General features: G+C 42.3%; 23 protein-coding genes. 20 read left to right on the top strand and 3 right to left on the bottom strand.

From position 1 onward, the window contains the following. Positions 1 to 66: 66 nt before the first annotated feature. Entirely contained in the window at positions 67 to 1,170 is a 1,104-nt protein-coding gene (locus J2Z20_RS13755; RefSeq protein ID WP_209851334.1) for a YheC/YheD family endospore coat-associated protein, read from the bottom strand. A 183-nt stretch (positions 1,171 to 1,353) separates the two neighbouring features. Here J2Z20_RS13755 and J2Z20_RS13750 point away from each other — a divergent pair, with 183 nt between their 5' ends. The 5 genes from J2Z20_RS13750 to J2Z20_RS13730 all read left to right on the top strand — a co-directional run bounded on the left by J2Z20_RS13750 (position 1,354) and on the right by J2Z20_RS13730 (position 7,596). Next, a complete protein-coding gene (locus tag J2Z20_RS13750; protein WP_209851331.1) occupies positions 1,354 to 4,764 on the top strand; it encodes a WIAG-tail domain in 3,411 nt (1,136 codons plus the stop codon). A 30-nt stretch (positions 4,765 to 4,794) separates the two neighbouring features. Further along, complete coding sequence (locus J2Z20_RS13745) at positions 4,795 to 5,541, top strand: glycosyltransferase family 2 protein (RefSeq protein ID WP_245252367.1); 747 nt, start codon at positions 4,795 to 4,797, stop codon at positions 5,539 to 5,541. Positions 5,542 to 5,546: 5 nt separating this feature from the next. Beyond that, complete coding sequence (locus tag J2Z20_RS13740) at positions 5,547 to 6,371, top strand: glycosyltransferase family 2 protein (RefSeq protein ID WP_209851325.1); 825 nt, start codon at positions 5,547 to 5,549, stop codon at positions 6,369 to 6,371. After that, positions 6,368 to 7,108: a glycosyltransferase family 2 protein gene (locus tag J2Z20_RS13735; RefSeq protein ID WP_209851322.1), complete on the top strand. Its 741-nt coding sequence runs from the start codon at positions 6,368 to 6,370 to the stop codon at positions 7,106 to 7,108. The genes J2Z20_RS13740 and J2Z20_RS13735 overlap by 4 nt, the downstream gene beginning before the upstream one ends. A gap of 146 nt (positions 7,109 to 7,254) precedes the next feature. Further along, positions 7,255 to 7,596, top strand: a complete 342-nt coding sequence (locus J2Z20_RS13730; protein WP_209851600.1) for a hypothetical protein — start codon at positions 7,255 to 7,257, stop codon at positions 7,594 to 7,596. 25 nt (positions 7,597 to 7,621) lie between these two features. Here J2Z20_RS13730 and J2Z20_RS13725 read toward each other — a convergent pair whose 3' ends face one another. Then, positions 7,622 to 8,479 (bottom strand): phosphotransferase, encoded by an 858-nt coding sequence (locus J2Z20_RS13725; protein WP_209851319.1) that lies wholly within the window; start codon positions 8,477 to 8,479, stop codon positions 7,622 to 7,624. 296 nt (positions 8,480 to 8,775) lie between these two features. Between J2Z20_RS13725 and J2Z20_RS13720 the strand changes: the two genes are divergently transcribed. The 10 genes from J2Z20_RS13720 to J2Z20_RS13680 all read left to right on the top strand — a co-directional run bounded on the left by J2Z20_RS13720 (position 8,776) and on the right by J2Z20_RS13680 (position 17,714). Beyond that, entirely contained in the window at positions 8,776 to 10,047 is a 1,272-nt protein-coding gene (locus J2Z20_RS13720; RefSeq protein ID WP_209851316.1) for a glycosyltransferase, read from the top strand. Between the two features lie 192 nt (positions 10,048 to 10,239). Further along, a complete protein-coding gene (locus J2Z20_RS13715) occupies positions 10,240 to 11,937 on the top strand; it encodes a CotS family spore coat protein (protein ID WP_209851313.1) in 1,698 nt (565 codons plus the stop codon). A gap of 49 nt (positions 11,938 to 11,986) precedes the next feature. Beyond that, the gene (locus tag J2Z20_RS13710; protein WP_209851310.1) at positions 11,987 to 13,123 is read left to right on the top strand and encodes a glycosyltransferase family 4 protein; all 1,137 of its coding nucleotides are present in this window, start codon (positions 11,987 to 11,989) and stop codon (positions 13,121 to 13,123) included. Between the two features lie 157 nt (positions 13,124 to 13,280). Then, entirely contained in the window at positions 13,281 to 14,276 is a 996-nt protein-coding gene (locus tag J2Z20_RS13705) for a glucose-1-phosphate thymidylyltransferase (protein ID WP_209851307.1), read from the top strand. Beyond that, on the top strand, positions 14,273 to 14,602 hold the full coding sequence (locus J2Z20_RS18265) for a 3-hydroxyacyl-CoA dehydrogenase NAD-binding domain-containing protein (protein ID WP_342454315.1): 330 nt from the start codon (positions 14,273 to 14,275) through the stop codon (positions 14,600 to 14,602). Before J2Z20_RS13705 ends, J2Z20_RS18265 begins: the two co-directional genes overlap by 4 nt. 34 nt (positions 14,603 to 14,636) lie before the next feature. Further along, the gene (locus J2Z20_RS18260) at positions 14,637 to 14,936 is read left to right on the top strand and encodes a UDP binding domain-containing protein (RefSeq protein WP_342454317.1); all 300 of its coding nucleotides are present in this window, start codon (positions 14,637 to 14,639) and stop codon (positions 14,934 to 14,936) included. 17 nt (positions 14,937 to 14,953) lie between these two features. Further along, positions 14,954 to 15,910 carry an NAD-dependent epimerase/dehydratase family protein gene (locus J2Z20_RS13695; protein WP_209851304.1) on the top strand — a complete coding sequence of 319 codons (957 nt, stop codon included), beginning with the start codon at positions 14,954 to 14,956 and terminating at the stop codon, positions 15,908 to 15,910. A 116-nt stretch (positions 15,911 to 16,026) separates the two neighbouring features. Further along, complete coding sequence (locus tag J2Z20_RS13690; protein ID WP_209851301.1) at positions 16,027 to 16,824, top strand: YhcN/YlaJ family sporulation lipoprotein; 798 nt, start codon at positions 16,027 to 16,029, stop codon at positions 16,822 to 16,824. A 337-nt stretch (positions 16,825 to 17,161) separates the two neighbouring features. Beyond that, positions 17,162 to 17,386: a helix-turn-helix domain-containing protein gene (locus J2Z20_RS13685; protein ID WP_209851298.1), complete on the top strand. Its 225-nt coding sequence runs from the start codon at positions 17,162 to 17,164 to the stop codon at positions 17,384 to 17,386. A 220-nt stretch (positions 17,387 to 17,606) separates the two neighbouring features. Beyond that, the gene (locus J2Z20_RS13680) at positions 17,607 to 17,714 is read left to right on the top strand and encodes a YjcZ family sporulation protein (RefSeq protein ID WP_209851295.1); all 108 of its coding nucleotides are present in this window, start codon (positions 17,607 to 17,609) and stop codon (positions 17,712 to 17,714) included. A gap of 152 nt (positions 17,715 to 17,866) precedes the next feature. On the opposite strand, the gene cysK is transcribed toward J2Z20_RS13680, so the two are convergent. Then, the gene (cysK, locus tag J2Z20_RS13675; RefSeq protein ID WP_209851292.1) at positions 17,867 to 18,790 is read right to left on the bottom strand and encodes a cysteine synthase A; all 924 of its coding nucleotides are present in this window, start codon (positions 18,788 to 18,790) and stop codon (positions 17,867 to 17,869) included. Positions 18,791 to 18,949: 159 nt separating this feature from the next. On the opposite strand from cysK, the gene J2Z20_RS13670 reads away from it, so the two are divergent. The 5 genes from J2Z20_RS13670 to J2Z20_RS13650 all read left to right on the top strand — a co-directional run bounded on the left by J2Z20_RS13670 (position 18,950) and on the right by J2Z20_RS13650 (position 23,146). After that, entirely contained in the window at positions 18,950 to 20,056 is a 1,107-nt protein-coding gene (locus J2Z20_RS13670; protein ID WP_209851289.1) for a Gfo/Idh/MocA family protein, read from the top strand. 15 nt (positions 20,057 to 20,071) lie between these two features. Further along, positions 20,072 to 21,055 (top strand): MBL fold metallo-hydrolase, encoded by a 984-nt coding sequence (locus J2Z20_RS13665; RefSeq protein ID WP_342454314.1) that lies wholly within the window; start codon positions 20,072 to 20,074, stop codon positions 21,053 to 21,055. Between the two features lie 240 nt (positions 21,056 to 21,295). Then, positions 21,296 to 21,541 carry a hypothetical protein gene (locus tag J2Z20_RS13660; protein ID WP_209851287.1) on the top strand — a complete coding sequence of 82 codons (246 nt, stop codon included), beginning with the start codon at positions 21,296 to 21,298 and terminating at the stop codon, positions 21,539 to 21,541. Continuing rightward, positions 21,538 to 22,575, top strand: a complete 1,038-nt coding sequence (locus tag J2Z20_RS13655; RefSeq protein WP_209851284.1) for an FAD:protein FMN transferase — start codon at positions 21,538 to 21,540, stop codon at positions 22,573 to 22,575. Before J2Z20_RS13660 ends, J2Z20_RS13655 begins: the two co-directional genes overlap by 4 nt. Further along, positions 22,568 to 23,146, top strand: coding sequence for a ferric reductase (locus J2Z20_RS13650; RefSeq protein ID WP_209851281.1), 579 nt, complete (start codon positions 22,568 to 22,570; stop codon positions 23,144 to 23,146). The genes J2Z20_RS13655 and J2Z20_RS13650 overlap by 8 nt, the downstream gene beginning before the upstream one ends. The last annotated feature ends 158 nt before the right edge of the window (positions 23,147 to 23,304 follow it).

The raw sequence follows: 23,304 nt of genomic DNA, 5'->3' as shown, positions 1-23,304 counted from the left end.
TATAGGTGAACGGGCAGCGCCCTCCCTGCTTCTGATAATATTGACATAGAATGATGTGTAAATCAACTATAACTGTATTGGATTGTGTTGCCCTAATAGATAACGCGCATACGCAATCGGCTCACTGTACGTGTTCTTCCATGTTTCGTGCATTTGAGCTATGCGGAACCCATATCGTTGATCACGTCCGTTGCACTCGATGAAATAGACTTCAGCGAATTGTGAAATTCCAATATCGATACCTAGATCAGCAATATTAGGAAGATATTCGGAAAGATACTGTGCGATTTGTAAGACTAACTGCTCGGTTTCATGAATGAGGTAGTCTGCCAAATATTTAGACCCTAAAGTTTCTTGAAGAATGTGATGTATAGAGAACACACTTCCCCCTTGAGCAATATTGGTTACAAACGTATTAGCAGGTGCCACCTTCGCAAACATCCCCGTTACACTCCATGCTCCGTCAATACCTCTTTGTACAGTAACCCGCAGATCGAACGGTTTCTTGTTGTATTCTAATAAAGAGATGCGCTGCTGAACGAGATAAGGATGAGTAGATATTTTGCGCAGCAGAAGAAGAGGAAGTTCCGTTTTGCGCAGCTGAACTTGTGCCCAACTATTTTTATTCATTTTGTCTTGATATGTTAGTTTCCAGCTTGATTTTGAATAATGAAGCCGCATAATACCGGATCCTACACTGCCGTTGCAAGGTTTTATAATGAGATCATCATATCGATCCATCATCTGCTGAATATGAGAAGAGGTCGCTGTATCTGTTTCTGGCAAATGTCTGCTAAACTCGGGTTTAAGCCTTAGTAGATGATGGATTTGATCTTTGCCGTACCGGTTATACATATTGAAAATAACGATTCCCTGTTCTGCTAACTTCTGAATGTGCTGATGTGATTCCTCATTTATATACAGCGCGCGGTTATGAATAACAGATGGCGTTGGGATGACCCTGGTTGTATAACGACTTTGATCGTGAACATAAGCTTTGCTGTATCCCGTCCCAACATGGATATCGTCTAATTTAAGAAAACAAGGGGTAAAGCCGTACATTGCTGCCGCTGCTTCATAATTCGATAAAGACTCTTGTCCTGTTCTCTTTCTAGGTATTCCTCGGTGCATGCCACTATTTAAAAGAATTCCAACATAGTTCAGCTGCATGACCGTCCCTCCCCGTTATTCGTTTATACCATTTTTTCTGACTATTGTATGTTTGTTTAGCATCATTTGGATGGACGAATGTTCCTTCGGCAATCGCCTTTTCTTTTTTGCCTTGCTGTGGCATTGACCTAACTTTTTGCATAGGATGTCTATGACGATAACAGCAGGAAGGAGAGGGCTGTTTTGAAAAAATCAAGCAAAAATTTAAAAGTAAAGAAACCGCTATATTTTGTTGATAATCCGGATAAACATGAACTTGGTTTGTTAGAGAAAACAAGAGTTCGGCCAAAAGAGGGTTCTCTGGAAGTAACCATTAACTCAGCAGCTCAAGCGAAAAGTGCTCCGTCATACCAAGATATGTTCTTACCCGATACGGTTCTTCCTTTAGACGTAAATCTAACGAAAAGTACCTCTTTTCAACAATTAAACGAAAAAGAAGCAATCATTTTACCTAAAGAATCTGAACCGAATATTCCTTCGTTAGAAATATCTAAAAGTGAGAAGATTTCTGTGCAAGTTGGGCCGGAACAGGTCACTGATATTGATGTTCTTATCTCGGATAAGAAAATGCCTCAGAGCAATTCCCCTTTCATTTATACTGATGACTTAGCAGAAGCAGTAGTTACGGGAGACAAAATAGCCCCAAGAGCAATTGATGCAACGAAAATGAAACAGGGTAGTATCGGAAGCGAAGCGCTGCAAGATTATGCTGTGCGGAGTATACACCTAGGAGAAGGCACCGTAACATCTTCGAAAATAGCCCCTGCTTCCATTTGGACAGAACATTTAATTGACAACAGTATTACAAATCAGAAAATTCGTGATCGTTCCATCAGCGGTGACAAACTTAAGGACGGCAGTATTACTGCTGATAAACTGAGTGATCGAACCATTGATGCATTCAAAATAGCTGACGGCTCCATTGAAACAAGGCATTTAAGCGAGTGGATCATTTCGAGCGATTTGCTCCAAGATCAATCGGTTACGACCGAGAAAATTCGCAGCGGCGCGGTTCAAGCGCACAATATCGGCAATGGGGTTATTGATACATCCAAATTAGGCGATTATTCGGTAACATCGTCCAAAATACGCGATGGGTCAATTACTGGGGCGAAGCTGCAAGATGGGAGTGTCGAAGCTAGGCATTTAAGAGAACAAATTATTTCTGGGAGTCATATCGTCCCGGAATCCATCGGGCAAAGAGAAATTACGAAACAAAGTATCGGATCCGAACAGTTAGCAGAAAAAGTGATCAAGACAAAGCATATAGCCCTCGGAGCTGTTAATACCGCTCAGCTTGGCCTTCATTCCGTAAACGGGAAGCATATACAGCATGAAACGATTGGAGAAGAGCATATTGGCCTGGGAGTCTTACAGAGCCGTCATATTGCAGATCAAAGTATTATCTCTACAAAGCTGGCGGATCAATCGATCGGTACGACGAAAATTGTCGATCAAGCCGTGACTGCCTCTAAAATTTCCGATCAAAGCATTCTTCCGCAAAAGGTTGCAAACGAAGCGATCGAAACAAGACATATTGCCAAGGCAGCTGTACAAAGTCCGCAAATTGCCCCATATTCAATTCTGTCTACGCATATTAACCCGAATTCCATCAAATCAGAGCACATGGCAGATGGCAGCATTGCTGAAGAGCATTTACAAGAAGGCGCTGTGACTGCGGATAAAATAGACGTGGATGCAGTGAGAGAACAGCATATCGCTAGCGGAGCGGTTACTGAACTTAAGCTTCGGAACGAAAGCGTCACGACGAATAAACTGGCTGCAGGCAGTGTGACCAGTGATAAGCTGGCAACTAGGGCGGTAACAGGAGATAAAATTGAATTTCAGGGTATACAATCCGCACACATATCCCCTCAAGCCATCAGAGAAACTCATTTCGCAGACAATAGCATTAACAGCCGTGCATTGCAGTCAGAATCAGTAGACACGATGCATATTAAAGACGGCGCTATCGGGACTCGCCATTTCCAGGCCGAGAGTGTCGGGACGCCCGTGTTACAGCCTAAATCGGTCACATCACATCAGCTGGCACCAGGTGCTATAAGAGAAGATCATATAAGCACTGGCGCTATTCTATCTCATCACCTTAGTGACCATGTCATTACATCATTAAAGTTGTCGCCTGAAAGTGTGTCTACAGATAAAATGAACGATTTGGCCGTTACTTCGTCCAAATTGGCCGAGGGAAGTGTTACCTCATCTAAAGTGGCATCTGAAACGATTGGAAAAGAACACCTCAAGAAAGGAGCCGTTGATGCAGAAATATTAGCGGCAGAAAGTGTTCAATCGCAGCATATAGGCGCTGCCATGATCAAATCGGATCACTTGCAGGACCGATCTATTCGAGAACTGCATATAGAACTAGGTGCTGTGACTACTGGATCCATTCAGAATGAAGCAATCACAACCGACAAACTCGCTCCAAAGTCTGTAGGCAGTGGGCAAATTGCTCTTGGAAGTATTTCAGGCAAGCATATCGAGAGAGAAGCGCTCTATGGGTATCATCTCCGTAAAGGCATAGTCAATCTTACTCACTTGTCTCAAGAGGTACGATCACCGGAAATTTTCCCCGATGGAAGCATAGACGGCAATAAGCTTAAAGCAGAGATCATTGGGAATGTACATCTGCAAACCTCATCTGTAAGTAATAGTAATTTACAAGATGGAGCGGTCAATTCTAACAAAATCGCACCTCTCACCATTAAATCTCATCATTTGACAAAAGAAAGTGTTCTTAGTGAGCATATCGCTTCTGAGTCCATTCAACCTCATCATTTAGAAGCGGGTGTCGTGCAAAGAATTCATCTATCTAATGAAGTTGTACAGGGAGCTCACATTGAAGCTGAGGCCATTTCTTCAGGACATCTGCAATCTTACTCGGTTGGCGCTGAACATTTGCAGGACGGAGCGGTATCCACTTTTCATATCCAAGAAGGCGCTGTTACGGAAGAGCATATTGCTTCTTCAGCTATTAGCTCCAGGCACTTAGCACCACAGTCTATATCTGAAGAACATTTGCAAGAGGATGCCATTCATTGTGCTCATATTCAAGCTGAGGCGATTGGTGAATCTCATTTGAAGAGCGGGTCAATCCATTCAAGACATATTGGAGAAGGGATGATTCTTCCTCACCATCTGAACGAGCAATCGATAGGCAGTGAGCATCTGCAAGTGAGTTCAGTGTCTTCTGTCATTCTGCAAGATGGAGCGGTCACCGAAGCTAAACTTGGGGATGGCGCGGTTACTGAGAGAAGCTTAGCGAAAAATAGTGTGTCTGTAGAGCATCTTACTTTTGCACCTGTTCAGAGCAGCTCGGGCCAAACTTCATTCCAACAGTTCGGAATGGCATCATTTGTATTCTCTGAATATGAGGACAGTACAGATGTGACCATCACATTTGAACAGCCTTTTGGCAGCGTTCATTATGTTATTGTTGCGATGTGCCATCACCCTTCCTTTTATGCCGCTCTAAAATCGCAAAACGACAAATTCGCTGTTATCCAAATTATTAAGCTTAGGGAAACAGAACTTTCCGATGGAATTATGTCTTGGTTCGCAGCTGGACCTGCGTGAATAGAAATAAATGGAAAAATGGTGATTTCTATGTACAGAAACGATCCTAGTCCTATCGTTTCGATTATTATTCCAGCTATGAATGAACGTCGAACCATAACACAAGTCATTCGCGAAGCAAGTAAAGTTCATCCTAAAAGTGAAATCATTGTTGTCGCTAATGGCTCTGTTGACGGCACGGAGTCATTAGCTGAGAAGCTCGGCGCTAGAGTTATTTACGGAGCGGAGCCGCTTGGTCATGATGTCGGACGCAGCGTAGGTACGGAATCTGCTAAGGGAAATGTATTACTGTTCATTGATGGAGATATGATCATTCCTGCCGTTCATCTTAGACCCTTTGTAAGGTCGGTACTTTCTGGTGTTGATGTAGCGCTCAATAAATATGATGGTCCTATACATCGTACTCAGATACATCGTGTTGTCCTTTCTAAGCATATTCTGAATTTGGTGCTTTCTCGCGCTGATTTGAAAGGTGCATCATTGACTGCAATCCCACATGCACTTAGCCGCAAAGCGGTAGAAACGGTAGGTGCAGAGCATCTATCCATACCCCCGCTTGCTCATGCAATGGCGGTGCGGCAAGGATTAACAGTTGAGGCGGTGTATGCTGTCGAGGTAGGACGGATGAATCCGAGCAGAGTGAAGATTAAGGGAGAAGATCCATTAGAACAAATTGTTGTAGGAGATCATCTGGAAGCCATTTACTGGATAACTGAGCGATACGGTGAGCGCGGAGGTTTCGAAGATTTAGGCCGCATACGCAGCATGGTGAGGTGAGGACGATGAGTAGATCGAAGACGGTAAAGCGAAGAAAGAACATATCCGTTTCTCATGCGAAGCAGATTGTGCTGCCTGCGTTAACTAAGTCCGTCTCGGCTGTAGTTTCAGTCAGCAATGAGGAGAAGACAATTGCCGGTGTGCTCGGAGAGCTTGAAAGGCTTCCGCTGCAAGACATCATAATCGTGATGAATGGATGTACAGATGATAGTTTTCAAATGGCGAGGAAACAATCGCGTGCTGCGATTGTTCATTATCCTGAACGAATCGGACATGATGTTGGGCGTGCCATTGGATCTAGAATGACAAATTCAGATATTGTGCTCTTCATCGATGGCGATATCGTTATTTCGGCCGCTCATCTTATTCCGTTCATTGAGGCAGCCAATCAAGGGGTTGATATTGCATTAAATGATATATCGCCATTTGTACCTCCTTTTTCACGGCAAGATGATGTTACCCGTCTTAAATACTTTTTAAATCGGGTACTAGGCAGAGATGATTTGCAGTACAACTCATTAACTGCCGTTCCCCATGCTCTGTCGCGCCGCGCTATTCATACGATCGGTGTGAATCATTTACTTGTTCCTCCCAAAGCGCACGCTTTAGCCATTCTTAAGGGACTCACTGTTAGAGCAGTTCACACTGTTGATGTTATTTCTAACAATAGGGTCAGAACTGAAAATACGGGTCCAGAAAGCGACGTTGCCCGGCTCATTATTGGGGATCATATCGAAGCGATAAAAGCAGCGATGGATCATTCAGGTACAAGGCTGCATTTGTCTCGTTATTCTCGGGCTGAACTTGCAAAGTGGAGGAATAGTCTATGACCTTTACAAGCATTATTATTCCAACACATAATGGGCTTCATCTACTGAATGAATGTGTGGAGTCAATTCGAAAATATACGCAAGTTCCTTATGAAATTGTTATCGTGGATAATGGCTCAAACGACGGTACGCTGGACTATTGTCTTCAGGAGAATATGATCTTTGTCTCTCTGGCCACCAACACTGGGTTCGCTTCAGCTTGTAATAAAGGGATCGCTGCTGCAAGCGGAGATGATCTGCTGCTGCTTCATAATGATGTGATTGTATCGGATGGATGGCTAAAGAATCTGACCAAAGCGCTGCATAGTGATGAACAGGTTGGAATTGTAGGGCCCATAGCGAATGTGGCCAGCAGGCAGCAGCAGGTTAAACGGCGTCGATACAGCTATATGTCACAATTTCATCGTCTGTCTGGCCAATATAATAGATCCAATCGATCCAAATGGAAATATACGAACTCGGTTGACGGATTTTGCTTTTTATTCAAAAGAGAAGTGATGGATAAAGTAGGATCGTTCGATGAACGATTTTCACCCGGATATTATGAAGATGATGATTATTGTCTCCGTGCAAGAGTACATGGGTACAAAATATTAGTTTGCGGCGATGTTCTTGTTCATCATGAAGGAGGAGCTACTTTCCATCATTGTTTTCCAAACGGAATTGATGAGATTAAAGTGCGAAATCAACACGTTTTTATGGATAAATGGTATATTGACCCTCATAAGTTAAGTTAAGCCCCCCCCTCCCATAGAAACAAAGAAATGTTATAAAGACTAGGTGATGGCCTAGAACTGTCCTTCAAGGTCGGGCATATGTTGTAGTAGGCAGATGCTGATTCAGCTGGAAAGTTCATTTTCTAGGAGAACAGGAGGGTAATACAATGAGAAGAACCTTTTTAACACAAAATTCAAGAGAAATGCTCGTTTCGAGTACAACACCTTTATTGAAAAAAAAGAAAGGAAAGGATTTGAGAAGTCGCGGTCATTACAATCTGAATGTGAGTGATGGGCGTAAACGTACAATACACAAGCAAACGCGTTCACGCCGTCGTAAAGCAGCGCAGAAACCTGCAATGCCGCCTGTGGAATTAACACCTGCATCTGCTCCTACAGCTTCACCATCGTTCCACCAAGGATACGATACGGCTTATAATGAAGGATTTAATGCAGGATTCGCGAAGGGGTTTGAGGATGGGCAGTCATTAGCATATAAGTCGCAATAAAAAAAAAGCCGCAAAAAGCGGCTTTTTAATTTGTTTTTTGAAGGATGCTCTTCTTGCCATCTGATAAAATCCATTCGATAAAAGGTTTTTGTGTGTACCATTGCTTCCGCAATTTTTGCTCTGCTTGTGATGAAAATGCGGCATTACATAAGAAGAACAAACTAATTCTTACTAGGGCCCAGGGCAGCATATATTGTTCCTCCTTGGTTAATGTCCCATATCCTTGTAAAAAAGCTTCATCTAAAGAACTTGAAGAATGTTCAGCAAGCAGTATATGAATGACCCATAGCGCATAAGCAACATCGTGTATTCTTATTCCGCGTTGTATGGAGTCAAAATCCATAATAAGACAGACGTTATCATCTTCAGTATAGTATTGATTCCAGAAATGCCAATCCGCATGAACGATCGTGGTTGGCAGTTGTTCTCTTGAACGATTCCATTCGTTCAAGAGTTGCTCAGTCCAAGACTCAATCGACGATATGCGGCTCTGTGATAAGATGTGCATTGATTTCATTTGATCTACAGCTTTGGCGTAAAAATTGTCTTCTGGATAAAACGAATAATTCGGAGATGGACCGGGTTTCATTGTCATTAGCGCATCATGGAATTTTCGCAGCATTTTGCCGCTTGAATTTACTTGTTTAACCCTGCATTCGAATGAATGTGCTTCAATGAATGGGGTCACTTGTACTCTTTTTCCGTATAATTTGAAGAAATTGTCTCCTGTTGATTGGCTGATCATAGGAACCAGTACTGGCAATTGTTTGGCCTGAAGAACGGAAAGAACGCCCTTTGTATATTGGAGATGTTCCTCGGAAATTGATGAATTTAGTGCTTTCAGTACATATAACCCTCGGCTTGTTTCGATTTTGTGGTTCACATTGAAATAACCTCCGAGTTTTCCGCATGAACTTATAAATTCGCCTATTTGAAATTCATCACAAAGTATTTGCATTTCCTCATCTGTAAACATCTCCGTCAGTTTCTCTCCTCTCTTCTGATGAAATCTCATTCAATTATTTCAATATATTCTGAGTAGCATAGGTAAGTTTCAGGGCTAAGATGGAAATTGGGTAAGTTGCCATAAAACTACACGTATATACCTATCAATGTGTAATGTACACACATATATTTTAGTAGTGTATCTCGATCATGAGGCAAGGGAGAGTGTTTCTGTTGTTAAACAAGAAGCGGAAGATGATGGATAAACTAAGCAGAAGCAAACTTTCCAAGAAAGAAACAAAAAATCCGAAAAAGGATCTTCTGCGTCTAAGCATCAATAGAGATTCCACTGAGCAGTTACGAATATTAATGGTCATTGACCAGTTCAATGTAGGGGGGACAGAGACTCATGTCCTTTCGACGGCACGTGAACTCTTGAAAAGAAGAGCAAAGGTAGTTGTCGCCGCCAAACGAGGAAAATTGCTTGAGCCTTTTCTAGGACTCGGTTGCTCGGTTTATGAAATAGATTTTGTACTTGATAATTATGAACCGAATTGGGACCAATATATCGATCATGTAAATAAACTTATTCATATCATTCAATCTGAAAAAATTAACATTGTGCATGGACATCAGACACCATCTGGGAGAATAGCGAAGGTAGCTGCTGAGCAAATGGACATTCCATTTGTATTTACGGTGCATGGCATGTATTACGAAGATCAATTTTTAAATATGTTAAAAAATATTTCGAGTGTCATAAGTGTAAGTCCAGCAGTACAAAGAATGCTTCTTCTTAACGGAATAGAGTCGACAGTTATCCCTAACGGGATAGATTTAATGGCATATGATGCTTATCCTTCGTTCTTTCAAAATGATATTCGTGCTAGCTTAGGCATATCAGATCAATCATTCGTTGTTACTTATGCAGCCAGGTTAGCATGGGAGAAGGCTGACATATGCAAAGACGTTATTAAAGCTTGTTCAGAACTTGCTATGTCTTCTGATTTACGGCTGCTTATTGTAGGCGGAGGCATTCACAGGAATAAAGTTGAAGCAGATATAGACCGGATTCAACGTTATGTAAAAAAGCCGTTTGTGCATTTTATTGGGGAAGTTGTTAATATGAGAAGTTTCTATTCGATAAGTAATTGCGTTATTGGAACCGGCCGGGTAGGTATGGAGGCATTAGCTTGTCGGCGCCCGCTTATTTCGGTCGGCAGTAAAGGCTTTATTGGCTTAGTGAAGCCAGAGCATTTCGATAGGACATGGGATTCTTGGTTTGGAGATCATGGAGAAGCTGAGATAAGTTCACAAGAAACGATTATGAAAGATTTGAAACTTGTGATGAGCTTAAGCAGCGATCAAACAAACAACTACGTCTGGAACGGAAGGCGATATGTAGAGATGAAATTCAACATTGTAAATACGACAACGAAATTGATTGATGTGTATAAACCGATTTTAGAGAAAAATGATATGCTGGATCGCTTTAACACTTATTGACTCGATTTTAGACACCTAGGCAGGTGTTTTTTTTTAGTTTTCTTCCATGATTTTTGGGCATTGTGATATTTCGGAAAGAGAGATAAATGTCCGTTACAATAGTTGGACGTCAGAATAATGTAAGTGTAGTGGTAAATATACTGGTTCAATTGTTAGTGGTTTATTAGTACAGATAATCACGGAGGGGATACAATGCAGGAATATATTATTCAACCTTGGGACGAATTGAATGCTGCAGGATCAGCTGTGCTAAATCTCGAGCAGTACGTCCCGCCTGAGGTGGAAGCCATGGCCTGGGAAGTCGTCGGACTTTATGATATGAAGGTTTCTGGTATGAGTCTCATTACAGCAAAACCAGACAAAGGCGGAGCTATTTGGAGAATTGACACAAATAAGGGACCTCGAAGCCTTAAAGTGCTGCATCGCACGCCATATCGAAGCCTTTTTAGTGTGGGGGCACAAGAATATGTTGTTCGGCAAGGAGGTAGAGTTCCTTCGCTAATACCAGCCAGAGACGGGCAGCTTTATGTTGAGGCCGGCGGTAAACTTTGGATCGTAACAGACTGGATCACTTTGCAGCCCGCTTCCAAAATAGATCTAGAAGGTGCAATGCAGCTTTGCAAAGGACTAGGAGAGTTCCATCGACATACGAAAGGATATGTTCCGCCAGAACTCGCTGCGAATTCTTCCAGACTGTACAAATGGCCCAAATACTATGAGAAGATTATTACGAAAATCGGATGGTTTCGGGATATCGCAAATGCCTATTCAGAAATGCCTGCCAGCAAACAATTACTATCTGTCGTTGATATGTTTGATAAACAGGCTCGTGAAGCGTTAGTGCGTCTTGAAGCGTCCTCTTATTACAAAATGATTGCTATGGGAGAACCATACTGGGGTCTTGTTCACCAAGATTACGGATGGTCCAACGGTCAAATGGGACCAGGCGGCATTTGGGTCATTGATCTGGACGGCGTCGCTTATGACCTGCCGATTCGTGATTTACGCAAACTCATTACAAGTACAATGGATGATATGGGCGTTTGGGACGTGACTTGGATGAGAGGAATGATTGAGGCATATCATGAGGGCAATCCGATCGATGCGGAGACATTTGAAGTACTGCTGAACGATATGTCGTTACCTAATGAATTTTATAAACATGTAAAAGAAGTTGTGTTTGAGCCAACGTTGACTTTGAACAGTGAACTGGAAGTTCTTCTTCAGAGATTGATGGCGACCGAAGATAGTAAGCGGGCTGCATTAGCCGAACTTGCGGCAGATAAATCCAAATACGCTCAAGGTGACTACTCGAAGGCTCCTGAAAACTACGCGGTTACGCGTATTCCTTCTGAACATGTATTTAAGGGCACGCCGCTCGGCGCTAGTAGAGGCGAAACTTATGATCGTGATATTACACCAGAAGTAAGGGTGCCTGAATTTGCAGTATCCATTTCACCTGAAATCGCTCCAGTCCAAAGGGCTCAAAGAAAAGTCATTCAATTCAATCTGAAGCCCAAACGGAAGAAACAAACTTCTAAGAGAAGTGGTTCGAAAAAGAAACTTGTAAAGAACGTGGCTGCTACCAAAGTCGTCAGTAAGAAAGTTGACAGTCAGAAAATAACGAGTAAGAAAATAACGAGCAAGAAAGTGATAAGTAAAAACGCTGCGAAGAGTAAGGTCGTTGAAAAGCAAACGATAAAGAAGACAACAAAAACAAATACGAAGAAAATAGTGACGAGGAAAAAGCAAAGCATCAGTACCCCAAAAACTTCTCCATGGATTCCAAAAGAGCTATCAGCCTTGAAGAAAGTATCTTCAGTGAAAACGACAAATCGAACGAAAACGACAAATCCAACGAAAAAGACAACTAATAAAAAGTTAGCTTAAGAAGTAACAACAACTTCACCGTCTCTTGAACATGAAAGGGGAATGAAAATTGAATGTGTTAATGATTTGTACGGAAAAGCTGCCTGTTCCACCGATCCGCGGAGGAGCGATTCAAACTTATATTAATGGAGTAGTAGGTTTGTTAAGTAAACAGCACAAAATTACATTACTCGGTAGAACGGATGTTGACTTACCTCGTGAGGAGGTCGTAAACGGGATCAGATATGTTCGTGTTGATTCAGAGGGCATATTCGAATTGTATGCCAGGGGGGTTATCGAATTTGTAAGACAGAATCATTATGATGTGATTCATATTTTTAATCGCCCACGGCTGGTGAGCCTAATACGTGAAGCAGCCCCTAATGCACGCATCATTTTAAGTATGCATAATGATATGTTTCAGCCTTCTAAAATTAGCAATGAAGAAGGAAGGATTGCAGTTGAGCAAACGGAGCGCATTATTACGATCAGCAACTATATAGGCAGAACTATTTGTGAATATTTCCCTCAGGCGGTTTCCAAAATAAGAACCATCTATTCAGGTGTCGATTTAGACCGCTTTGTTCCATATTATCAATCCAATAATGCCCGTCAAATCAGAGAACAGTTAAGGTCCAATCATAATATCAATTCCAAAAAAGTCATCCTGTTCGTTGGCCGGCTTTCTCCAAAGAAAGGCCCTCATGTATTAATTCGTGCGATGTCAGTGCTTCGTCGCTCAGATGCTGTGCTCGTCGTGGTAGGAGGTTCGTGGTACAGCGAAAACAGAGTAAGCGATTATGTCGCTTACGTAAGGGCGATCGCTGCACGTTCACCAATCCCCGTATTGACGACAGGATATGTTCCTGCAGATCAAATTCACCATTGGTACTGGGCTTCTGATATCTTCGCATGTACATCCCTCTGGCAAGAGCCGCTAGCCAGGGTTCATTACGAAGCGATGGCAGCCGGATTGCCTTTTATTACAACGAACCGAGGCGGCAATTCAGAGATTGTTATGAATAATAACGGTCTTCTTATTGAAAATCCAGAAGAGCCCGGCGAGTATGTACAGAAACTGAACCAGCTTCTATCTGACAGAGAACTAGGGCAGCGTATGGGGAAGAATGGTCGTCACGTTGCCGAACAGCATTTCAGATGGAATCGTGTTGCCAGTGAAATATTAGCGGTGTGGAAACGTAAATAATGTTCGGGCCTCTATGATCATCATGGGGGTCATTTTTTTGTGATGAATACGATACAATAGCATATTTTACTAAACACTTATACTAGCCGTACCCTAATAATTAATTAAAACATACGTTAATTTACAATCGTTTTACAAAAGTAAAGGAGAGTCGTGTATGAAGGGACTAATTCTATGTGCTGGAAAAGGTAGCAGACTTCACCCGCTAACTCTCTCTTATCCCAAAACGATCCTTCCCGTCGCTAATAAACCTATTTTGTATTATTGCATCGAAAAATTAGTTGAACTTGACATCCTAGACATCGGAATCGTGATCAATAAGTCTCAAAAGAAAATGATTAAAGAAAAATTAGATTACGACAAACAATGGGGGATAAGAATCACTTATATTTATCAGAACGAACCGAAAGGCATCGCTGATGCCGTTAGACATGCAAAAGATTTTATTGGTGCAGATCCATTTATACTTTTGCTCGGGGACAACCTGATTACAGAATCGCTTGCCGGCCTCAAAAGTAGTATTGAGCGACAGGAGAGCAATGCAGCTGTCATGCTCGCTTCCGTTAAAAATCCTCAGGACTACGGAATTGCGGAAGTAGTAGATGGAAAGATCATCGGGATCGAGGAGAAGCCGATAAATCCGAAATCGAACCTCGCTGTTCTGGGATCGTATGCTTTTGACTCAACCATTTTCAAAGCAATTGACTCTATATCCCCTTCTGCAAGAGGAGAGTACGAAATAACAGATGCCCTCCAATGGATCATAGATCATAAATATTCTGTATCCAGTACCTATACCGACAAACATAATGTTGACGTCGGCACTATCGAGCGATGGCTGGAAGCAAATCGAAGCATGCTGAGAAATATGAAGGGGCGTCGTATTTATCTGGCGGGTTGTACATTCGAGAACACTCAAATTATTCCCCCAGTGATTATTGAGAGAGATTGTGAGATAAAAGACTGCGTCATTGGTCCTTACGTCTCAATCGGTTCTGATGTATGGTTAGAAGGCTGTCACATTGAGAATAGCATTATTTTGGACAGCGTTCGATTAAAGCATATTCCTTATCAGATCAAGAACAGTATTATGGGTCATCATTCCGTCATGGCAGGGTTGCCTCGCAGCAGCAAGAAGGTGATCGAACATTGAAAATTTTAGTGATTGGCACGGGTTACGTGGGAACAACAACAGCGCTGGTGTTTGCTGAAATGGGCTATAAGGTTACTGGTTTAGATGCTGATCGTAACAATATTGATTTGCTGGGTGAAGGCACTCTCTATTTCTATGAACCTGGCTTGGAATCGATATTAGTGAAGCATTTACAGGAAGGAAATATAAAATTCACTACCGATTCAGAAAGTGCGATTAAGGAAGCAGATATTATTTTTATTTGCACAGAAACTCCTTCAGGATTAGATGGAAGCGCAGATCTGCAAAATATGAAAGAGGTAAGCTGTATTCGGATTATCGTTTAAACCCGATACAGACCAAACGCGTGATGCATCTTCCATATATATTATTAATCGTTTGCTGGATGAACAAGCTTTGGTAAGAGTACACGACCCGCTGGCCAAAGTTCCGGCTTATCTGATTTCACAAAGATTAACGCAGTGCCACTCTCCCGAACAAGCGGTTCAAAAGGTTGATGCTGTTATCATTTGCACAGAATGGCCGTTATACCAAAAGATTGATTGGTTGTATATGAAAGAACTCATGAATAAGCCTTATATATTTGACGGTAGAAATATGCTGGATGCCAAACAAATGATCTCTATGGGATATGACTATTATGGAGTTGGAAATCGGTAAATAAGGAGTCAAGATGAATGAGAATTCTGGTAACCGGTGCAGCCGGGTTTATAGGTTCACATCTTAGTGAGAAACTTTTATCGGACGAAGACAATGAGGTAATTGGAATGGATGCCTTTGTCAATACAACACCTAAATGGATTAGAGAGAGGAATCTTCGGGCTCTATTACATCATCCTCGTTTTGAATTTAAAGAGCAACATCTACTCGAAGTGAACTGGGACGAAATATTGCCGAAGGTAGATGCTGTGTATCATCTTGCTGGAATACCAGGCGTAAGGTCTAGCTGGGGACCTGACTTTTCTTCTTATGTGACGAATAATATTGTAGTGACTCAGCAGATGCTTGAAGGCTGCAGGAAGCATTCGGTGCACAAATTCATTTATGCATCAACATCATCCGTATACGGTGAGAGGACAGGTCAAGTGTCTGAAAGTGCTGTACCAGCTCCGTTATCGCCATATGGAGTCAGCAAATTAACCGGTGAACATTTATGCAGAGTATATTATGAGAACGATGGAATACCGATCATTATTTTGCGTTTTTTCACAGTGTACGGTCCAAGGCAAAGACCAGATATGGCGTTTCATCGTTTTATACATCATATACTTCATCATAAACCGATTCCTATATATGGAGACGGGAAGCAGACGCGTGATTTCACATATATCGATGATTGTGTCAAAGCTGCGGCTAATGTACTATATGCAGAAAACGTTATTGGTGAAACTATGAATATTGGTGGTAAAGAACGGGCTTCAATTATTGATATTATGCATATTTTGGAGGAGTTATTTGAACGAAAAATCGCTTTCGAATTTGCAGGCCCTGCGAGAGGCGAGCCGAAACATACTTGGGCAGATATTAGCAAAGCACAAAAGCTGCTGCATTATGAACCTATCGTAAATCTGCGCAGCGGAATAGCGAAGGAAATGAATGACTTGCGTCAATTGTATAACGACAGCTTTAACTAAATAGTAAAGGCTTTTTTAATATCCAGAACATTTTAGCATAGCTCTGATTAATGCAGTACATCCTAACATCGTAGCAGATTGATAAAATACATTATAAGTTGATGGAGGATGAATCCATGCGAGGAGCTATAATCATTAGTTTGTCCTTGTCCGCGGCACTGCTAATTGGCGCAGTCGGTATTTCAGGCTGTACAACAAATAAAAATATGCGAACAAATACTGTTCGTCCAAAATCCGCGAACAATATTTATCCGAATTCTATGGGTAATTATTTGAATAATTCTGATCGCGATTACGGGGTAAGATCGATTCGTGATGGAGACAGACTAAATATACGCAGTCACGATAACAATTTAAAAAATCTTCGCTTTAGTCAAAGCTTGTCCAACAAAGTTGCAGCTTTGAAAGAAGTACGAACTGCCAATGTATTTGTATCGGATCATACTGCTTATGTGGCTGTATCCCTGCGGCCAGATACGAATAAGAACCGCTATAACACAAGAAGTATAGGACAAGGTCCTACGATGGACCGTAACGTTGATCGAGGCTTGTACGGATCAAGCAGAACGGGAAGCTACGGTGTACTGCGAGGAATGACTGCGAACAACAGAACACCGGGATCTTATCGGACAAATACTGTAGCAAACGATGATTTAACTGAAGCTACAAAAGATAAAATTGCAAAAACCATTCAACATTTTGCGCCTCAGATCAAGAGTGTATACGTGTCAGCAAATCCCGATTTCATCCATCGAGTGAATAGCTATGTAACAGACATACAGCACGGCAAACCGATTTCTGGATTTATTAATCAATTCCGGATCATGATAGAGCGAATTTTCCCTACAAATGCTCGGAATGCACCTGGTCCGAATATGAATAAAAGTACCCCAACACGTGACATGGGTCGGTAATAATCAGAAACAAAAGAGCAAAGTCATTTCTATAGGACTTTGCTCTTTTGTTCCATCTAGACAATTAGAGAAATGATCTCCAATATAACCGCCTGCTTTTACTCCAGGGAAACAAGCAAAAATGGCGCTGCCGACGTGTAATATATACTCTGATAATGATCCTCAGTAAAATATATGAACCTATCATAAACGGTTAAGTGCATGATCGTCAATGGAACTTTTTATGCCCATTTTCCCCATTATATCGCACCATTTCTGTTCACATTTCATAGTATGATTTGACTGTATCCCTTAACCTTGTCATACCACACAAACCTGAGCAAGGAGGGGTGACACATTGAAGGGTAGCGACCAGAACAGCAAGTTTTTATTGACCCATCGTGAACGCGAAGTCTTTGAATTGCTTGTTCAAGATAAAACAACGCGTGATATCGCTGGGCAGTTGTTTATCAGCGAGAAAACGGTCCGAAATCATATCTCGAATGTTATGCAGAAACTCAACGTCAAAGGTCGTTCACAAGCGGTTGTCGAGCTAATTAAGCTTGGGGAGTTAAAGATTTGACCCATATTCCGCTCCACTTTCCTCCATCCGTGCCTCTTTAGACTGTTTCTTGAAAGAGAACATGCTAAAGAGATTTTTTATGGGGGACAATCTATCTTTTAACCACTTATCCATCTGCAGGCTTTTCTCAAGCTTTGAAACTTCATGTCTATTGCCTAAAGCAATTGATGTACCTTCAACATACTCTATTGTGTACTTTGATTTAAAAGGAGGGTACTAAATGGACGGTAAAGGTTATTATCATCATCATCCTTTTTTCACATCTACTGGTGCAATCTTGGTTCTTTTCATCTTGCTCGTTATCATTACACGTTCTTTCGTGTGGTAACATCCTAGTACACTTCTAATCTCCCATTATCCCCCTTTATCCCTGCTCGCTCATGCTAGCGGGGGCTTTTTAACAGCGGATGATAAGAATGTGCGGTAAACTCCAAAAAGGCCTTCACCGATTTCGGTGCAAGGCCTTTTTTTATTGCTTTATTAGAAAATTCCCATACTCAAATAACGTTCACCAGTATCAGGTGCAATGCAAAGGACTCGTTTGCCTTTGCCGAGCTTACGAGCCACTTGGAGGGCTGCCCATACAGAAGCGCCGGATGATGGTCCAAGTAAAAGTCCTTCCTCGCTTGCCAACTTCCGCGTCGTCATAATTGCATCTTCATCAGACACTTGAATAATTTCATCATACACATTTGTATTTAGAATTGGCGGAATAAATCCAGGGCTTGTACCCACTAGTTTATGCGGGCCTGGCTGACCGCCGGATAGAACGGGTGATCCTTTTGGCTCAGCCACGTAAATTTGAATTCCCGGTATTTTCTCGCGCAGAACTTCCCCAGTACCGGTAATGGTTCCGCCTGTGCCTGCTGTTGCGACGAAAGCGTCGAGCTTGCCTTCCATTTGATCAATAATTTCAAGCGCTGTAGTAACACGGTGAATATCGGGATTTGCTTTGTTCTCAAACTGCTGAGGGATGAAGCTGTTCGGAATTTGCTCATGCAGTTCGAACGCTTTTCTAATCGCCCCAGGCATTCTTTCCGCAGCGGGTGTGAGTACCACTTCGGCGCCGTATGCTTTTAATATATTAATTCGCTCTTTCGTCATATTGTCTGGCATAACCAAAATCGCTTTATATCCTTTAGCTGCTGCATTCATGGCAAGTCCGATGCCTGTATTGCCGCTAGTTGGCTCAATAATGGTTGAACCGGGTTTTAAGAGCCCGTCTTTTTCCGCTTGCTCAATAAGATTGAATGCTGCACGGTCCTTTACGCTTCCGCTTGGATTAAAATATTCTAATTTTACATATACATCAGCATCTTGTTCCCCTGTTAATTTGCCAAGCCTTACTGCTGGTGTATCGCCAATTAATTCGGTTATATTTTGAACAACTTTAGCTCGTCCCATTATTAATGGCTCCTTCCTAGTATGTCAACGATTTACCCTATATTATATCAAATCTTCACTGAAATTTACTAAGGTATATAATATTAAGGAAATATTCAAGGAAAAACGGTGTGATCGGCGAATACAATAATCATATTGAATACAAGGAGGCATGTGACGATGAGAAAAGTGAAAGTGGGAATCATTGGCTGCGGTAACATTAGTGCAATTTATTTTCAAAATATTAAATCATATCCGGTTCTTGAGCTTGCGGCGTGTGCTGACATCGATTTGAGCAGAGCGCAGGCGAGAGCAGCAGAGTTTAATGTAGATAAAGCATATACAGTTGAGGAACTGCTTGCAGATCCGGAAATTGAAATCGTTATCAATTTAACTATACCGAAGGCGCATGCTGAGATCAGTCTGAAAGCTCTAGAGGCTGGTAAACATGTGTATGTGGAGAAGCCGCTTGCCGTTACTCGTGAAGACGGTCTTGCAGTCTTGCAGCTCGCACAAGCTAAAGGCTTACGTGTAGCTGGAGCACCTGAGACTTTTATGGGAGGCGGTATACAGACATGCCTCAATTTAATTGAGGAAGGGGTCATTGGTACACCGATTGCAGCATCAGGCTTTATGCTGTCTGGAGGTCCTGAAGGATGGCATCCGGATCCAGCTTTCTTTTACCAAGTCGGCGGCGGACCGATGTTTGACATGGGGCCTTATTATATAACTGCTCTTGTTACACTGCTCGGACCTATTCGTAAAGTATCGGGGATGACGAAAATTTCATATCCAGAACGGCTCATTACGAGCGAGCCTAAGGCGGGTACACGAGTTCCTGTAGAGATACCAACACATATTGCGGGATTGCTTCAATTCGAGAGCGGTGTTATTGGAACGCTGGTGACTAGCTTTGATACGAAAGCGGGATCGGACCTGCCTAACATTGAAATATACGGAAGTGAAGGAACGCTCCGCGTCCCTGATCCGAACAATTTTGGCGGTGAGGTGCTGCTGCGCAAGGCTGGCGAATGGGAGTGGAAGTCCATTCCATTAACTCGCGGCTTTACGAATAACAATCGCGGCATTGGTGTCGCGGATTTAGCTTGGGCGATTCAAAAGGATCGTAATCACCGAGCAAATGGGGAGACCGCGTATCATGTGCTCGAAGCGATGCATGGATTGCATGACGCGGCGAACGCAGATGCTGCTTATGTGATGAAGAGCACTTGCAGCCGATCTCTTCCTATGCCAGAACGTGAAGAAAGTTTCCATTTAGGTGAATAGAAAGAGGAAGAATAGGTGAGTATTCCAGAAATAACAAATTGGAACGATAAGATAATCCAAATCAAAATAACGATGCATCCCCCTCTGCGCTGGGTTAATAGTTATATATTACGCGGAAGTAATGGGGTAACAATCATCGATCCTGGTCCGCATATTGATGGGGCGGAAGAAGAATGGGAGAAGTCGCTGAAGCATTTGCGATTAAGCGCTAGTGATATTGCGGCTATTGTGCTGACTCACCATCATCCAGATCATTATGGTCTGTCAGGATGGTTTCAGCAAATGTCCAATGCTCCAGTCTTTATGTCTGAGCGGGCGCACAAGGAAGCGAAGCTGATGTGGGGGCAGGGTAATACGATGAGCGAGCAAATTGTTTCGCTGTTTCGTCAGCACGGAATGACAGATGATTTGCTGTCCCCAATTCCTGTTCATTTGCAAAGCTTCTTCACACAGGTCACACCGCAGCCTGAAGTCTCCTATATTGTACCCGATGTACCTTTTGTCATGGGAGATCGTTCGTGGATTCCGATTTCAACTTCAGGTCACGCACCAGGTCATATATCGTTCTATGATGAGTACAGCGGCGAAATCATTTGCGGGGATGCAGTTCTTCCGCAAATTTCGCCGAATGTAAGTCTGCTTCCAAACAGTGATCCTCAGCCGTTGAAGTCGTATATGGAAGGATTACACAAGCTGAATCAATATGCTGTAGAGCAGGCGTATCCGGGTCACCGGGGGCCATTCACTCATTATCACGAACGTATAGAGTCTCTGCTGATTCATCACCAGGAGCGGTTAAATTCGATTTATAAGATAATCGAACAAAGCCCGCAAACAGGATTCGAAGTATGCACATCTTTATTTGGTACTAATTTGTCGACTCACCAAATGCGTTTTGCCATGTCAGAAGCACTTGCCCATCTTGCGGAGCTTGAACGTCAAGGACGGATTCGAGAAGAACGAGATGCAAGTGATTTGATACGATTTGTCTCTAATTAAAGCATCATAGCATAAGCGCGTAACCCCTTATATGGTATGGAATATTTTCGGTCCATTTCATGTAAGGGGTTATTTGTTATGAAATATTTTCCATGATTTCAGTAGATCTTAAGTTTCATTTCATAATAATTTAATTTAGGCCGTATACAATAGCTGCAATATATGAAGATGTGTTGTAGGGAGGCGATACCCATAAATAAGACATCGAAATGGCGGAAATGGATAGTTGGCACTGGAAGTGTGGCTGCCTTTGCTCTATTGCTTCAATCGATCAAAATGAGTGATTCGTATGCGATTGCTGTAGAGCAAAAGTTAGGGAACCACGCAGATACACCGAGTTCTAGTCAGACAAATGCAGATGATGAGGTTATAGATGAGTTTTTTAGTAACGATAATCCTAGCGGATACGACAGTGATGTGAACGGATATGATAGTGAACGACATCATGGGAGAAGCAGCAGTCATACGAGAACAGGTGCATCATGAACAGCAAGACGGCGGAGACTCATGTTACAGATTGTTTTCGAACAATGAATACGGAAGTAGAGGTTCAATTCACGTTTGGGAAGGATGTCTATTTGTATGATGGAAAACCGCTTCAGCACGTTGTTAGACGTTGGTTTGAAAACAATGAACGTCGGTTTAGCCGCTTTCTGCCGAGCAGCGAGTTAAGTCAACTAAACGGTACGATTGGCTGGATGCAAGTTTCAGCTGCGATGGCTGAAGTGCTTGAATTAGCGCAGCGATTTTATGTTATCACCGGCGGAATATTTAATCCTGCAATATTACAATCATTAGAACAAAGCGGTTATGATGTTTCCTTTGAAAACTTGCAAGGCAAAAAGTTACGCTCACAGCATAATCAAGAGAGAACCTATGATGCCGTGAGTACAGGATATATATTGCATTCACGAACACGTTTCGTTTCTAGGGAACCGGAGACACGGCTCGATCTAGGCGGGATCGTCAAAGGTTGGTCCGTTCAGCGGATTGCAGACTGGCTGCGGCATCGAGTGGAGCGCGGCTGTATTAATGCTGGCGGCGATATTGCAGTTTGGAATTCTAGAGGAGAACCCGGTAAGTATTGGAACATTAGTATCAGTGATCCGGCTGATTCATCGCGAGATATTGGTCATTTTGCATTGGAGAATGGTGCGATTGCAACTTCAAGCACGATGAAAAGAAGATGGACGAATGTACGAGGGGAGGAGCTTCATCATATTATTGATCCTCGAACGATGATGCCTGCAAACAGCGAGGTTATTCAATGTACTGCAATCGGCAGGCAGACGACAGAATGTGAAATGATTGCCAAAACCTTTTGTATCCTAGGGATGACTGAAGGACTGCATTGGGTGAAACGTCATTATCCCACATCCGAGCTGGTATGGGTTACGGAGAGCGGGGCGATTCATTATTATGGTTCACATCGGCTTTTATCTTCACGGTGGAAGTCATTTTGTCCAGATGTCATTCATACGGGAGACGGAGATTTATTGGAGGTTATTAGTGATGACTGAAATACTGCTGCATCTGCCTACGTGGATTATCATTCGAGGATTGGGGTTAATGAGCTATTGCCTCTTGTTTCTTGGAATTGTACTGGGCATCCTTTATGGAATGCCTTTTATCAAAGGGAAATCTAAAGGTTCGATGTATAAATGGCATATGCGAATGACATGGAGCGGTTTTATTGCAGGAATGCTTCACGGACTTATTCTGATTATTGATCTGTACAGTCCATTTCATTGGAAAGAGATTATGATCCCTTTTGCCGCACACCATCATCCCATTTTAAGCGGTCTCGGGACACTTTCACTTTATGGCATGCTTATTGTATTGTTTACAACGGATCTGCGGGGCATCATTAGCAGAAAAATCTGGCTTGTTATTCATTTGCTTTCATATCCTATATTCGTAATGACAATCATTCATGGTATATTTCTTGGCTCGGATACCAGGTTAGGTGTCGTTAAAATGATATACTTAGGAACAGGCAGTGCAGTGATCTTGATAACACTAGCTAGATTCATCAGCCGAGGGAATACGAGGTCGAAAATGCAACCTGCAAGAGCAAGGCAACAGGTATAATAACATTATAGAAAAAAGTACTGGAAGGAAGAAGTGAACTGAACCCCCAATAGTAGACACTTTAAAAAAAAGTGGATCTATTCGGGGTTTTTTGTTTTTTCTAGCTCAAAACCCCGTTATACTAAAATGTATGAAGTAAATCGGGAGAAGTTATTATG

The organism is Paenibacillus sediminis (assembly GCF_017873765.1).
Taxonomy (GTDB): Bacteria; Bacillota; Bacilli; order Paenibacillales; family Paenibacillaceae; genus Paenibacillus_AG; species Paenibacillus_AG sediminis.
This window is presented reverse-complemented; position numbering and strand designations above follow the sequence as displayed.

Excerpts from the sequence above, each read along its gene's own strand:
- J2Z20_RS13755 (WP_209851334.1), bottom strand. The coding sequence starts at position 1,170 with ATGCAGCTGAACTATGTTGGAATTCTTTTAAATAGTGGCATGCACCGA.
- J2Z20_RS13745 (WP_245252367.1), top strand. The coding sequence starts at position 4,795 with ATGTACAGAAACGATCCTAGTCCTATCGTTTCGATTATTATTCCAGCT.
- J2Z20_RS13740 (WP_209851325.1), top strand. The coding sequence starts at position 5,547 with ATGAGTAGATCGAAGACGGTAAAGCGAAGAAAGAACATATCCGTTTCT.
- J2Z20_RS13735 (WP_209851322.1), top strand. The coding sequence starts at position 6,368 with ATGACCTTTACAAGCATTATTATTCCAACACATAATGGGCTTCATCTA.
- J2Z20_RS13730 (WP_209851600.1), top strand. The coding sequence starts at position 7,255 with ATGAGAAGAACCTTTTTAACACAAAATTCAAGAGAAATGCTCGTTTCG.
- J2Z20_RS13715 (WP_209851313.1), top strand. The coding sequence starts at position 10,240 with ATGCAGGAATATATTATTCAACCTTGGGACGAATTGAATGCTGCAGGA.
- J2Z20_RS13705 (WP_209851307.1), top strand. The coding sequence starts at position 13,281 with ATGAAGGGACTAATTCTATGTGCTGGAAAAGGTAGCAGACTTCACCCG.
- J2Z20_RS13695 (WP_209851304.1), top strand. The coding sequence starts at position 14,954 with ATGAGAATTCTGGTAACCGGTGCAGCCGGGTTTATAGGTTCACATCTT.
- J2Z20_RS13690 (WP_209851301.1), top strand. The coding sequence starts at position 16,027 with ATGCGAGGAGCTATAATCATTAGTTTGTCCTTGTCCGCGGCACTGCTA.
- J2Z20_RS13680 (WP_209851295.1), top strand. The coding sequence starts at position 17,607 with ATGGACGGTAAAGGTTATTATCATCATCATCCTTTTTTCACATCTACT.
- cysK (WP_209851292.1), bottom strand. The coding sequence starts at position 18,790 with ATGGGACGAGCTAAAGTTGTTCAAAATATAACCGAATTAATTGGCGAT.
- J2Z20_RS13670 (WP_209851289.1), top strand. The coding sequence starts at position 18,950 with ATGAGAAAAGTGAAAGTGGGAATCATTGGCTGCGGTAACATTAGTGCA.
- J2Z20_RS13655 (WP_209851284.1), top strand. The coding sequence starts at position 21,538 with ATGAACAGCAAGACGGCGGAGACTCATGTTACAGATTGTTTTCGAACA.
- J2Z20_RS13650 (WP_209851281.1), top strand. The coding sequence starts at position 22,568 with ATGACTGAAATACTGCTGCATCTGCCTACGTGGATTATCATTCGAGGA.